Genomic DNA, 14,059 nt, shown 5'->3' on the forward strand with positions numbered 1-14,059 from the left:
CGTCTGGGATCGCTCCCGTTACTGCCGCGAGGACGACGCCCCAGGGGGTGCCGCGGTACCACCTCGCTTGCCGTGCCGCGTTGTCATGGATGCGGCACGACCGCTCTTCTGGTCCAAGGCTGTGACGGGCCCTCCCGTCCGGTTCTAGTGAGTACGACGGATCCCCGCTGTCGCTCAAGGAGATGGGTCGCACCGTTCTTCCGGAGGCTCACCGCTGATAACGGCTCAAGCGCCTATGCAGCCAAGTCTACGTCACATGGCTCTCACTGGGCGTCACCGCACTACCCTGGGCTCGTGCCACCGACCAGTTCTCGCCTGATCCACACCTTTGACGTCTTTTTGCAGGATGACATTTATCCCCAGGTGTGGCAGAACACTGGGCTGTGCGAGGAGAAAATCCGCGCGTTGGCGTTAAGCGCGTGGTATGCGAACAACTGGCAGGCACCGCATGACACCCTCGACATGATCTCCGCCACGACTGGCGAACCCTCCCGGAGGGAGGCTATCCGAGTGTTGTCCGGCTCGTGGGGCGTGACGAGTCATGACGAGGCAGTCTCGACCATTCAATCGCTGGTGCGCGGCATGCATGCCCCCGATTACGAACTCGTCCACCCCCTGGTCCTTGAAGCGGTCGAAGCCGAAGGACCCCGACCGTTACCTCTCCCGAGGGACAATCCAAACCCGGCCCGGAAGCGCCACCATGATCTTTTGGAAGCTGCGGCACGTCACCGAGACGTCTCAGAGAGTTATTACGTCATGGCCTATGAATCCTGGCTCCAGGCGATCAAATTAGGAGCCTGCTCTCATATGTCGGGGCCGTTGCCAGCTCAGATCCGGGCATGGGATCAGGCTCGGGCTGTTTTTGTGGTTCGCGCCTCAGTCACCGCCGGTTATCTGGCAGTTGAGGAAGGGTGGGAGCTGGCGCTGGCCACGTTGGAGCAGGCACGGCTGTATCACCGCAATTGGGCGCAGTTCGGACGGTCATTCGTCACCGGATATACATTTTGGTGTGCCCGGGGTGACCTCGCAGAAGCCAGCGCAGCCAGTGTGATCCGCCAAGAAGACATCCAGATGCTCTTTCTGGCACCGCTGAGTCCGTGGCGAGCACTGGAGCTTCATGCTGGCGCCCCATCGTTGCCGTGGACTCCGGCACATGATCCGGCGCCTCAGGCATATGTTGTCGCCGGCTGAGGTGCCAGGCCGTCGAATGGTCTTAGGAAGGCAGCGAGCTGAGGATGCCGTCGGCGGTGCGGGCGGCATCCTCAGGGGTGGTCATTCCCAGTTCGTAGTACTGGTGAAGCGTCTCCCATTCCTGTGCCAACACTCGTACGTCTGGTCGTGCTGGCCCCGCCACGTCGTCGTCTCGTCTTCTGCTGATGGCGAATTCGACGGCGGAGGCTATTCGTGCCAGGTCGCGGGGGTCTCCCGGGTCCAGCGGGGTGTGGCCACGGACCCAGATCAGGATGGCTTGACGACCGTCTGGTGACAGGGTCATCGCGGCCAGGGCGTCGACGGGGACTTCTCGCAGTAAAGGTTGGTGGTACGGCATCTCCAGGACTCGTGCGGTGGTAGCGACGAGGAGTCCTCTTGCGATCGGCGCGATCTCTAGAACGAATTCGGTGGGAAGCAGGAGCGGGTGAAGTTCTGTCAGGAGGTCTGGCCCTGGGCAGATCCCGACGACTCTGGCTGCTGCCGCTTGCAGGTCGCTGCGAGGCTGGCCGGGTAGCACTGGCACGGGCGTCGCGTCAGGCAAGTCGAGTCGGATCCGTCGGGCCGTGATGATGGCGTGAGTGAGCACCCTCGCGGCGTCGTGGGGCGCTGGATCATCCCCGTCGCAGACAACAAAAACAGGGTCTCGGCCCACCACTTCATCTAGCCAACGCAGGTTCGGCGAGTCAAAGATCAACCTGAGGACGGCGTGGTGCATGCCGGTGTCCTGATTGACCGCCTTGCCGCTGTCTGCTCTGGCCAAGTCGGCAACTGGAGTGTCGATGTGCAGGACCCGCCCGTCAGGTACGAGTTGGTAGAGACGGACCCTGCCATCGACTAGTTCCACCGCACTGGACCTACCGGTCAGCAGCATCAGCTCCTCCTCTATCCAAGATTCACCATGCCGGGTGGGCGCCTCGAAGTGCAAGCACACTGGGTCCACTCAGGACACCGGGGCATGACGTCCCTTCGCGTGCCTGGACTCACCGCGCACGTCCACGAATACTGCCCCAGTCACTAGTCCAGACAAGCTGCGGTGGTGGGTGAACGGCACGGAGACCACCGCAATCAAGGCGACTATCAACCAGACCGGCTCCAACTCTGGCAGGAGGAAACTGGCAGTCCACACCCCAGGAATCACCGAAGCCCGCAGCACCCGCAGCACCACTGACCCTCGACGGGGCATCGGCCGATCGGCAACGGGCCACCGTGGTGCCAGCCATACCATCGTCTGCCCGATAGACGCACCGTCGCCGACCACGGCCGGGATCAACCACACCAGCAGCCAGGCCACAGCAGCGCCCAGGAAGGGCCCCCAGGAGAAAGCGTCAGCGTCCTGGCCCCAGATCATCTCGCCGAGGAAGTCTCCGCTGATCACGACGACGGAGGCCGTGACCAACGCCAGCGTGGCGTCGACGGCCATCCCGGTCCATCGACGCCGTACGGTGACCGGTCGCGGCTGCTGCCGGGTGTGCACCAGTTCCCGGGCGTCGGGCATCCACCACAAAAACGCCGGTGCCAGGACGGCGCCGATGACAGCTCCTGAAGTGTTGAGGAACAGGTCGTCCACGTCCCCTAGGCGGTAGGCACACGGATACATTCCCCACAAACCGGTGGCTTGGGTTGTTTCGATCAGGACCGTGGCGCCCAATCCACTCGCCGTACATCCCAGGATCGACAGGTGTGCCCACCTGCGGGCGAAGATCCCCCAGGGCACGAAGAAAATCACGTTGAAAACGACCTGAAGGACCACCGGGTGCACCATCGCTTTACGCCAGGACAGTCCGGCCGTTCGGGTGCTGATGTCGGTGACGAAGTGAAACAGTTCCCACTGAGGGGTCTTCCCGTGGGCGTCGCACCAGGCCTCGGTGACATCGGGCAGCGGCAACAAGGTGTACGTCGCCAGGGACGCCGCATACACCGAAACGAGAGCAGCACCCAGTAGTCGGCGGCGATTCCAGTCGCCGTACCGGCGATGCTGCCAGACGACGATGGGGAGGAAGGCGAGGAAGAAGACCACGACGCCGATTTCCACGGCGGCCTGACCTGACCAGAGGGCGTGAGACATAACCGGATACCGTAAGCCCCCCACCTGGGTCAGACCTTCGGGCGACAGCTGTTGGCACCGGTGACGGGCCCCGTTTTGTCCAAGATGTAGTCGGTGCGGCAAGCGCGAATGGCATGCTCGTCCAGGACGACGAGAGCCATCTGCCTCCGAACTGTTACGTTCGTGGCGACCCCGAGTGTGTCCGGCGCGCGGCCCGAGGCCGTGTCTGAGGCGCACCACTTCATTGTCTTGACCGACACCGTTCGACATGTGTCACCTCGGAGGAGAGCACCGTGACCTTCGCCCACCGGCCCCCGAACCGCGCCGTTCAGGTCGTGGCCGCGACTGCGAGCGTGGTGATCCTGCTCGCCGGTTGTTCCAGTCCGGAGACAGCGCCTCCACGACCGTCGGAATCCCCTGGTGTGGGTGGCGGCGTCAACGTCGTGTTGCGAACTCCGAACTGGATCTTGCCGATCACCACGACCGGGCATGCCCAGGGTGAGAACGACATTTTGCGTAGCGCGCTGTACCCAGGGTTGTATTCGTACACCGTGGAGGGGGTGGTCCATAATGCAGGAGAAAGTTCAAAGGGAAATATCAACGAGCGACGGTCGCTGGCTCACTACCCTGAGTTCAGCAGGGATGGCAAGACCATCACGATCGAGCTTCGGGACCGAGTGTGGTCTGACGGTAAGCCCATCAGTAGTCGGGATGTTGAGCTGTGGTGGAACCTGATCAAAGCCAATAAGACCGAGTGGGCTGACTACCGCAAAGGCGGTTTCCCCGACAACGTGACTTCCTTCAAGGTGATCGACGCGAAGAAGTTCTCGCTCACCACAGATAAGGCCTACTCCCCCGGATGGTTCCTGGGCACTCAGCTGAACACGATGGCTCCGTTGCCGCAGCATATCTGGGGCAAGACAGCGGCGAACGCACCGGTCGGCGATCTGGACCGCAAACCGGAGGGTGCGAAGAAGATCTTCGCGTTCCTGACCGCGGCCAGCAAGGACACTGCGGCATATGCAAAGAATCCACTATGGAAAGTCACCTCGGGGCCATGGACGATCTCCTCGTTCAATCCTCGCGGCGAGACCCGCCTGAAACCGTCAGCTCGCTATGAAGGCGAAGATCGCCCCAAGCTCAGCGAAGTGGTGTTCAAGCCTTATCCAGATGATGCGGCCCAGTTCGCGGTGTTGCAGGCAGGCCAACTCGACTATGGCTACATTCCCACTCCCGATCTGGGGCAACGCGCCGCGATCGAAGCGAAGGGATATACGGTGTCTCCATGGCGCGGCTGGTCGATCACGTATATGGCAGTGAATTTCGCCAATCCGAAATCTGGTCCGATCTTTAAACAGAAGTACGTCCGCCAAGCGATGCAGTATCTGATCGACCAGAAGAATCTGTCCAGCACGGCATGGCATGGCGCAGCCACTCCGACATGCGGCCCAGTGCCGCGCAAACCTGGTGACACCGACGTCGAAAGCACCTGCCCCTACGACTATGAGCCACAAAAGGCCGTGGAGCTCCTCACCGAGCACGGCTGGAAGGTGGCGCCGAACGGGACAACTACCTGCGAGAAGGCCGGCAAGGGCGACAAGAACTGCGGAGAGGGTATCGCTGCGGGTACGCCATTGTCTTTCACAGTAGTGAGTCAGTCGGGGTTCTCTGCAAGCACATCGATGATGACCTCACTGAAAGGTGAATTCGCGAAAGCGGGAATCCAGGTCAACCTCAAGGAGGTCTCCGACGTGGCGGCGGCCAGCCCGAAATGCTCAGCTGGGGGCGGGGAATGCCCCTGGGACATGTCTTTCTTCGGCGCTCAGGGGTCGTGGTATTTCCCGCCGTTCCCGTCGGGAGAAAAATTGTTCACTGCGGATGGCAGCGCCAACCTAGGTGGATACAGCAACGGGCAGGCCGACAAGCTCATCGCCGCCACCCAGACCGTCGGCGACGACGAGTCGCTACGGAGCTATCACGACTTCATCGCTGAGGATCTGCCCGTGCTGTGGCTGCCCAACCCGGCGGCGCAGGTGTCGGCGTACAAGAAGAACGTGCACGGCATTGAACCCCAAGATCCTCTGCTGGGGCTGCACCCGCAGGACTGGGCCCGGAGTTAATCGGACAGCGGAGGTGTCGATACGCCTCAGCGAATCGATTGGATGCCGGGCCCGGTGATCTGGGAGGATTCACCTCATGACGCACCCTGCCGATCACCAGCGACCTACCGGAACGAGCCGCATCCCTGAGAAACCGTCGGTAGACGGTCTCGAAGACAAGTGGGCGCCGGTATGGGAGCAGCAAGGGGTCTATCGGTTTGATCGTGACCGGGCGCTCGCCCTGCCGCGTGAGCAGATCTATTCGATCGACACGCCACCCCCCACTGCGAGCGGCAGCCTGCATGTGGGCCATGTCTTCTCCTACACCCACACCGACTGCGTGGCCCGTTATCAGCGGATGACTGGCAAAGAGGTGTTCTACCCGATGGGCTGGGACGACAACGGCCTGCCCACGGAGAAGCGGGTGCAAAATTTCTACGGCGTGCGGGGCGACGCCTCGCTGCCGTATGTCGAAGGTTACGAACCGAAGTATCGCGGCACGATGTCCGCCAAGGACGTCAAAGACGCGTCCAAGCAGGAAGCCATCAGCCGACGTAACTTCATCGAACTGTGCGACGAGCGCACGGTGGAGGATGAGAAGACCTTCGAGGCGTTGTGGCGCAGGCTGGGTCTGTCGGTGGACTGGAATATCAGTTACCGCACCATCGACGAACGCTCGCGCGCGGTCAGCCAGCAAGCGTTCTTGGAGCATCTTGCGGCGGGCCGTGCTTATCAGTCCGAAGCGCCTGGCCTGTGGGATGTGACTTATCAAACGGCAGTCGCACAGGCTGAGCTGGAGGCTCGTGACTACCCGGGGCATTACCACCGGGTGGCTTTCCACCGTGCGGATGGGTCGCCGATCTACATTGAGACCACGCGTCCGGAGCTGCTGCCGGCTTGTGTGGCGCTGATTGCTCACCCAGACGATGAGCGCTATACCGCATTGTTTGGTACGACGGTGACCTCCCCGGTGTTTGGGGTGGAGTTGCCTGTCCTCGCCCACCCGGACGCGGAGATGGACAAGGGCGCTGGTATCGCGATGTGCTGCACCTTCGGTGATCTCACTGACGTCACCTGGTGGCGTGAACTCCAATTGCCGATGCGTTCGCTGATCTCGCGGAACGGCCGGTTGACCGCGGACACCCCCGACTGGTTGACCGGCGAGGGCGCGCAGTTCTATGCGCAGAACGTGGCGGGTCGCACGACCTTTGCCGCACGGACCGCCATTGTGGACGCGCTGCGCAGCAGCGGCGACCTGGACGGTGAGCCGACCCCGACCAAGCGGATGGCAAACTTCTACGAACGTGGCGATAAACCGTTGGAGATCGTCACGACCCGTCAGTGGTATATCCGCAATGGTGGCCGGGACGCTGAGCTGCGGGATGCGCTCATCGCCCGTGGCCGCGAGTTGGCTTTCCACCCTGATTTCATGCGGGTCCGATACGAAAACTGGGTTGGCGGCCTCAACGGTGACTGGCTGGTCAGCCGTCAGCGGTTCTTCGGAATCCCCATCCCGCTGTGGTATCCGATTGACGAAGCGGGTGAGATCCGGCACGAGGCACCGATTGTCCCGCCGGTGCAGAATCTTCCCGTCGATCCGTCGGTGGATGTTCCAGCAGGTTATACCGCTGACCAGCGAGATGCCGCAGGTGGTTTCACGGGCGACCCGGACATCATGGACACCTGGGCGACGTCCTCATTGACCCCGCAGTTCACCACCGGATGGGGTGCGGTGGGCGGTGACGAGAAGCTCTTCGCCACTATCTTCCCGATGGACTTGCGCCCGCAGGGCCAGGACATCATTCGTACCTGGCTGTTTTCGACGGTGGTGCGAGCCCACCATCTTCAGGAGTCGTTGCCGTGGAAACACGCGGCAATCAGCGGGTGGATCCTCGACCCGGATCGCAAGAAGATGTCAAAGTCCAAGGGCAATGCAGAGACCCCGGAAGGCCTGTTGCAGCAGCACGGCTCAGACGCGGTGCGGTATTGGGCCTGTTCCGCACGGTTGGGGACTGATGCGGCCTTCGACACCGGGCAGATGAAGGTCGGCCGACGGCTGACGATCAAGGTGCTGAACGCCAGCAAGTTCGCACTCGGTTTCGGAGAACCGGGCTCCGGTGCGGATCGTGACATGGCAGCTCTGGTGACCGCACCACTGGATCGGGCGATGCTTGCTGCGCTGGCCGAAGTGGTCGAGAAGGCAACGAAAGGCTTCGAGGCATACGACCACACCCGGGCATTGGAGGACACGGAAAAGTTCTTCTGGACGTTCTGCGACGACTACATCGAACTGGTCAAGGAACGTGCCCATGGCGGGCAGGGCGAAGCGGCGGCTGCGTCCGCACGAGCCGCATTGCGGATTGCTCTGGACGTGATGTTGCGGCTATTGGCTCCCTTCCTGCCCTATGCCACCGAGGAAGTGTGGTCGTGGTGGCGCAGCGGATCGGTGCATCGCGCGGCGTGGCCGTCCGCGCAGGAGCCTGGTCTGGCAGCGGGGACCGACGGTGACGCTGCGTTGCTGGGGACGGTGGGCCAAGTCCTCGCTGGGCTTCGCAAAGCCAAGTCGGATGCGAAGGTGGGCATGAAAGCCAGCGTGACTTCGGTCACTGTTGCTGCTCCCGCAGCAGCCTTGGGGCAGCTGCGTGCTGCTGAGCGCGATCTGTTCGCTGCGGGCCGAGTCGAGCAGGCGTCCTACGTCGAAGAAGCCTCGGTGGAGGTGCGCGACGCGCAGCTGGCACTGCCCTGATTGACCACAACAAGCGCGTGGGGTGGACCGAAATGGCCCACCCCACGCGCTTTTTCATAAAAGTAGTTGAAAACCTTCGATATTTTCAGGCCGTTGTGACGTCATGTCGATATGCACGCAGAAGGGTCGGATAAGACCACCACGCATGCGTCTTATTGCATCGAAGGACATCTCGATCAAGGATCATCGGAGCCCGGTCAAGCAAGCCAGCTAACGATATGGAAACTGTTGCTCCGCAGGGGTACTCGCTGATGGGTGCCCTCAACGACGGCACAGCAGGTCACCCGTCCGGCTCCGCTGGAAAGCCCCATATCGACCTCACCGAGGCGTGCTAACGTCAGCGTTCACTGCGGTCGAGGGCGCAATTCCTTGGTCCACTTCCGCGGTTGCCCATAGGACCACCTCGTGAAGGATCGAGGATGACCATCACATTTAAACCCACCCTGGCCGCGACCGCTGTTGCCGCCTTGGCCTCCATCACCTTGGTAGCGCCGGCCGCACAGGCCTCACCTGCCGGGACACCGCCGAAGCCACCGGCTCCCCCGACCAGCAAGCCGGCGAAGCCCCCGATCAAACCGCCAGCTCCGACCCGCCCGTCGAGCAATGACGTCGACCGGTATATCCGCGGCTTGAACTACAAGCCCGAGGACGTGCTCAAGTACGACGGCGAGAAGGTCTCCAACCCGGTCCCCAACCAGGGCGACATGGACAACGGCGTGTTCCGCGTCGTCAGCAAGAAGGTCCGCTCGATCGGCCCGAAAGACACTGACATCGCCATCACGTCGTCCAACGCGACCTCCGCCTTCCCTGGCGCGATCGTCTTGGCCGACCGGAACCTGGTGGAGAACCGTCCCACGGTCGTCAGCACTGACCGCAAGCCGGCCACGGTGACTGTGGACCTTCCCGGTCTAGCCGGCCAGGCAAACCGGGAAGTGGTGAAGAACCCGACCCGTTCAGATGTCAACGGTGCGGTCAACACCATACTGGAGCGGTGGAATAAGGACGTCGCCCCGAAGTACCCGAACCCGGCTGCGGCCATGCAGTACGACGAGACCATGGCGTACAGCGAAACGCAGCTCAAGGCGAAGTTTGGCCTCAGCTTCGAGATCCCGATGGCCAAGCTGGACCTCGACTTCGGCGCGATCCATGAGGGCAAGAAGCAGAGCGCCGTGGTGGCGTTCAAGCAGGTCTTCTACACCGTCTCGGTGGACGACCCCAAGGCTCCTTCCGACATGTTTGGCAACGGGGTCAGCACCCAGACCATCAAGGACAGCGGGATCGCCGACGCCAAGCCTCCGGCGTACATCTCCAGCATGTCCTACGGTCGTCAGATCTTTGTGAAGTTGGAGACCACCTCCAAGTCCAACGAGGTCGAAGCGGCGTTCAAGGCTCTCGTGCGTGGTCAGGGCGGCAAGATCGAGACCAAGTACAAGAAGATCCTCGAGAACTCCTCCTTCAAAGCAGTCGTTTACGGCGGCTCCTCCAAGGAGCAGGTCAAGGTCCTCACCGGCAAGGTCTCTGAGCTGAAGAAGGTCATCGAAAATGATGCCACCTACAGCCGCACCAACCCGGGAGCTCCGATCTCCTACACGGCCAAGTTCCTGAAGGACAACACCCAGGCCGTCATCAACAACCGCGCCGAGTACGTGGAGACCAAGGTCACCGAGTACCGCAACGGATCCCTGCGGCTGAACCACGTCGGCGGCTACGTCGGCCGATTCAAGGTCTCCTGGGATGAGATCTCCTTCGACCCCAAGGGCAAGGAGCTCAAGACCCGCAAGGAATGGGAAGGCAACGGCAAGGACCGTACCGCCCCGTTCAACACGGTGATCACGCTGCCGGCGAACGCCCGCAACATCTCGGTCTTCGCCCAGGCGGCCACCGGATTGGCCTGGGAACCGCTGCGGACCATCATGGATGAGAAGAACCAGCCTCTGGTGAAGGAACGCACCATCACCATCAGCGGGACGACTCTCCAGCCCAAGGGGCAAAACAAGGTGTTGGCACCCGAGGTCGACTGACCGCGGTAGTCGTCATCGCGCTGAAGGGATCGGGCACCGAGGGGTGCTCGGTCCCTTCAGCCTTGTCAACTCTCTCCAAGCCGACTGAAGTAAGACTGAATCTCTTACTCCTGCAATAGATTTCCAGGTAATCACCACCGATTCACCCAGGCTCATCCCAGCTGAATCAGGAAGATTAGGGGGCGTGAAACACCGACGCCCCACACCCCGCTTCCAGTCCGGTCGACTTCCCGCCATCGCTGCGCTCGCTGTCGCCGCGATCTCCGGGACGGCGCTGCCTGCGTCCGCTGCTGAAACCAGCCCCGGTGAATCTCCGACCTCCTCCGCCCCCGGGCAGGCCACGGCTGACCCGTCAGCCACCGACCAGCAGAACCTCATCGAAAAGATTTCCGCTGAATACTTGGCCAAGACCCACGGCCTCAGCCAGGAAGACGCACTCGTCCGCGTCCGTGAACAGCCCTATCACGCTGCTAACGCCCGCGACGTCGCCAGGATTCTCGGCTCTCGCTACACCGGCTCCTACATCGACCAGAAACGCGGCAAACTGGTCGTCAATGTCGCCGATGAGGATGCCGCTCGCCAGATCAACCACCACCGCATCGAAACGCGGATCGTCGGCGCCAAAGCCGATGACCTCGCCACCACTCGCAAGAAGGCTGAGGAGAAGCTTGGAGCGAAGCTTCAATCCTCCTACGTCGACCAGACTCGTGGCCTCATCGTGCTGAAGGTGTCCGCTGGCGACCTTGACGAAGCTAAGAAGATGCTTGCCGACCTGAAGAATCTCGACATCCAGCCCGGCGAGAACGTCATCATCGCTCACTGATGCGCCGTCGAACGCCCTTGGCGCTGCCATCGGCTGCCCTCACTGCTTGGACGAATATCGCTGCCGCAACAAGATAGGACGAGCGCTAGGCACCGGGAGGGACATCCACCGGCGCGCTTGCTGTGCTATCCGGGACTGCTGTGCCGTTGGCGCCACGACCAGCCAAGGGCGGTCCCATCCCCCGAGGTCGAGCCGGGAGGTCAGGAACGCCTCCCGGCTGGGAACCTCCACCTGTCCCGATGAGGGTTCATACCACAAGACGTCCCGCCCATCACGATCCGCAAACGCCAGACACACATGTCGCGGGGCCAGATCGTTGCCGACGTACACCAGCACGGGCGCCCCAGGCCGTGAGCGCGCCACCGTCCGGTCGAACAACTCCCCCAGCGCCGCCGCCGACATCTGACGAGCTGGCAGCACTCGGTAACGGGTCCCTGGATCGGCACCCCATCGTTCCATCCCGGCTTTGGCGCCCCACGGTGACGTCCCCCACTCCCGAGGCCAGGGCAATTGGGCCGTACCTGTCGGGGAAAACACGCCGTTCGTACGGCGCATCAACGCGCGCTCCAACTCGCCAAAGCGTTCCAGTGCAGTTCGACGATCGTACGGCGACCCAGCACACACCCACTCAGCGATCTGCGGCTCTCGTAACATCCTGGCCACAGCCAGGCAGGCCGCGCCACAGCTGACTGAACTCTGCTGTGTCGGACCAACCTGCCCGGCGCCGAGATGAAACCCTGAAGCCACGTCCCCATCTTCCCCCGTGGAGGCTCCTTGGGACCAGCACCCCACGAAGATGTCGCCCAGGCGAGGTCAGAGCGACCTACTCAGGCAGGTTCTTTCCGGGCTTGGCGGTCGTTCCGTTTCCGCGATCGCGACGCAGCGTCTCGACGCACGATGGTGGGGTTGACGTTATCCAAGACCACGTCCCGCGTGATGACCACCCGAGCAATGTCGTCATCGCTAGGTACGTCAAACATCACCGGGAGCAGGACCTCCTCAAGAATCGCCCGCAGACCCCGCGCGCCGGTCCCCCGCAACAACGCCTGCTCCGCTACCGCACCCAGAGCGTCGTCAGTGAATTCCAGCTCGACACCATCGATGTCAAACATCCGCTGGTATTGCTTGGCCAACGCATTACGGGGTTCGACCAGGATGCGCGTCAAAGCATCCTTGTCCAGCGGGGTCACCGTCGTGATGACTGGCAGCCGCCCAATAAACTCCGGTATCAACCCGAACTTCATCAGATCCTCGGGTTGGACGTCGGCGTAGTACTGCTCCGGGGCCTTTGCCGTGTGCAGTGTCGCTCCGAATCCCAGACCGGATTTGCCGACCCGAGATTCCACGATTCGCTCCAGACCAGCAAAAGCTCCACCCACGATGAAGAGCACATTCGTCGTATCGATCTGAATGAATTCCTGATGGGGATGTTTGCGGCCACCCTGCGGCGGCACGCTCGCGGTGGTGCCTTCCAAGATCTTCAATAAGGCCTGCTGGACTCCCTCACCAGAAACGTCCCTGGTGATTGATGGATTCTCGCTCTTGCGAGCGATCTTGTCCACCTCATCGATGTAGATGATCCCGTTCTGAGCGCGCTGCACATCGTAATCAGCGGCTTGAATCAACTTCAGCAGGATGTTCTCGACATCCTCACCGACGTACCCGGCTTCGGTCAGGGCGGTCGCATCCGCGATGGCGAATGGCACGTTCAGCAGTCGCGCCAGCGTCTGGGCCAGATAGGTCTTACCGCAACCAGTGGGACCAATGAGCAGGATGTTGGACTTAGCGATGTCGACATGGTCGTCGCCTTTGCGTCCCTGCTGCTCGGCATGGACCCGTTTGTAGTGGTTATATACCGCGACTGCCAGCGCTCGTTTGGCATCATCCTGGCCAATGACGAACTGCTGAAGAAACTCGAAGATGTCTCGCGGCTTGGGCAGCTCTTCGAGGCCCAGCTCGCCTCCCTCGGTGAGCTCCTCCTCGATGATCTCATTGCACAGATCGATACACTCGTCGCAGATATAGACCCCGGGGCCCGCAATGAGTTTCTTAACCTGCTTTTGACTCTTCCCACAGAAAGAGCATTTCAACAGGTCAGCGCCGTCTCCCACGCGTGCCACAGAGGTGTCCCTTCTCACGATCGGGTGTCCGACAGCCCTGCGCACCGATCGGCGCGCCAAGCACAGCTCCGGATAACGGGACACCGGCCCCGTACGACATCCCGGTGTTCATCTTCGCTGTTTGATCGGGCCGTCGCGAGACGAACCGCAGCCTTTCAGCTCAGGGCGGAAACGCCCCTGCATCCATGATGACCTGGAACGATACCGGTTGCGTACCTCCTGCTGAGAAGCGGTGCTCCCGGCACACAATGGAGTCACCATCGTCTGCCAGGAGCTCCCGCGTCCTCTGCTCAGGTCGCCCCACCCGTTCTGAGTCAGTTCTGAGCCGAAGCCTTCCGGCTGGTCAATACGGCGTCAATCAGACCGTATTCCTTGGCTTCCTGAGCAGAAAGGATCTTGTCCCGCTCAATGTCCTCGTTGACCTGCTCAGGGGTGCGTCCCGAGTGCGCAGCCAAGGTCTGCTCCAACCAGGTGCGCATCCGGAAGACTTCATTGGCCTGGATTTCAATGTCAGAGGCCTGGCCGTAGTCGCCACCAGCCAGCGCTGGCTGGTGGATCAACACCCGAGCGTTGGGCAGGGCGAAGCGTTTACCTGGCGCGCCAGCGGCGGTCAGGACCGCGGCTGCCGATGCGGCCTGTCCGACCACGAAGGTTTGCACGTCAGGTCGGATGAACTGCATCGTGTCGTAGATGGCCGTCATCGCAGTGAAGGAACCGCCGGGGCTGTTGATGTACATCACAATGTCCCGGTCGGGGTCCTGGCTCTCCAGAACGATCAACTGAGCGATGATGTCGTCCGCGCTGGCGTCGTCCACCTGCACGCCGAGGAAGATGATGCGATCCTCGAACATCTTCGTGTAGGGGTCAGTGCGCTTCATCCCGTAGGAGGTGCGTTCTTCGAACTGCGGGAGGATGTAGCGGTTGCTCGGGGCCGGCACGGTCATTCCGCCGCGCGGGGTCTGCAGGTACATGTCTTATCCCTTAGGGCAGTCGG

At 62.0% G+C, this 14,059-nt stretch carries 10 protein-coding genes; 5 read left to right on the plus strand and 5 right to left on the minus strand.

Annotation, left to right across the window (positions count from 1 at the left end):
* The first annotated feature begins 294 nt into the window (after nt 1-294).
* Complete coding sequence (locus KEM60_RS13210) at nt 295-1,191, plus strand: DUF1266 domain-containing protein (RefSeq protein ID WP_219108034.1); 897 nt, start codon at nt 295-297, stop codon at nt 1,189-1,191.
* Between the two features lie 22 nt (nt 1,192-1,213).
* Here KEM60_RS13210 and KEM60_RS13215 read toward each other — a convergent pair whose 3' ends face one another.
* Both KEM60_RS13215 and KEM60_RS13220 read right to left on the minus strand, forming a co-directional pair.
* The gene (locus KEM60_RS13215; RefSeq protein ID WP_219108035.1) at nt 1,214-2,083 is read right to left on the minus strand and encodes a hypothetical protein; all 870 of its coding nucleotides are present in this window, start codon (nt 2,081-2,083) and stop codon (nt 1,214-1,216) included.
* A gap of 69 nt (nt 2,084-2,152) precedes the next feature.
* On the minus strand, nt 2,153-3,277 hold the full coding sequence (locus KEM60_RS13220) for a VanZ family protein (RefSeq protein ID WP_219108036.1): 1,125 nt from the start codon (nt 3,275-3,277) through the stop codon (nt 2,153-2,155).
* A 272-nt stretch (nt 3,278-3,549) separates the two neighbouring features.
* Between KEM60_RS13220 and KEM60_RS13225 the strand changes: the two genes are divergently transcribed.
* The 4 genes from KEM60_RS13225 to KEM60_RS13240 all read left to right on the plus strand — a co-directional run bounded on the left by KEM60_RS13225 (nt 3,550) and on the right by KEM60_RS13240 (nt 10,945).
* Nucleotides 3,550-5,376, plus strand: coding sequence for a peptide ABC transporter substrate-binding protein (locus KEM60_RS13225; RefSeq protein WP_219108037.1), 1,827 nt, complete (start codon nt 3,550-3,552; stop codon nt 5,374-5,376).
* 76 nt (nt 5,377-5,452) lie between these two features.
* Entirely contained in the window at nt 5,453-8,101 is a 2,649-nt protein-coding gene (gene valS, locus KEM60_RS13230; protein WP_219108038.1) for a valine--tRNA ligase, read from the plus strand.
* A 419-nt stretch (nt 8,102-8,520) separates the two neighbouring features.
* Nucleotides 8,521-10,122: a thiol-activated cytolysin family protein gene (locus KEM60_RS13235; RefSeq protein ID WP_219108039.1), complete on the plus strand. Its 1,602-nt coding sequence runs from the start codon at nt 8,521-8,523 to the stop codon at nt 10,120-10,122.
* 184 nt (nt 10,123-10,306) lie between these two features.
* Nucleotides 10,307-10,945 (plus strand): hypothetical protein, encoded by a 639-nt coding sequence (locus tag KEM60_RS13240; protein WP_219108040.1) that lies wholly within the window; start codon nt 10,307-10,309, stop codon nt 10,943-10,945.
* 39 nt (nt 10,946-10,984) lie between these two features.
* On the opposite strand, the gene KEM60_RS13245 is transcribed toward KEM60_RS13240, so the two are convergent.
* The 3 genes from KEM60_RS13245 to KEM60_RS13255 form a co-directional block, all read right to left on the minus strand.
* Nucleotides 10,985-11,692, minus strand: coding sequence for a hypothetical protein (locus tag KEM60_RS13245; protein WP_219108041.1), 708 nt, complete (start codon nt 11,690-11,692; stop codon nt 10,985-10,987).
* Nucleotides 11,693-11,772: 80 nt separating this feature from the next.
* A complete protein-coding gene (clpX, locus tag KEM60_RS13250) occupies nt 11,773-13,065 on the minus strand; it encodes an ATP-dependent Clp protease ATP-binding subunit ClpX (protein ID WP_219108042.1) in 1,293 nt (430 codons plus the stop codon).
* A 314-nt stretch (nt 13,066-13,379) separates the two neighbouring features.
* Nucleotides 13,380-14,036: an ATP-dependent Clp protease proteolytic subunit gene (locus KEM60_RS13255; protein ID WP_304502184.1), complete on the minus strand. Its 657-nt coding sequence runs from the start codon at nt 14,034-14,036 to the stop codon at nt 13,380-13,382.
* Nucleotides 14,037-14,059 lie beyond the last annotated feature (23 nt).

Source organism: Austwickia sp. TVS 96-490-7B (assembly GCF_019331795.1).
In the GTDB taxonomy this organism is placed as follows: Bacteria; Actinomycetota; Actinomycetes; order Actinomycetales; family Dermatophilaceae; genus Austwickia.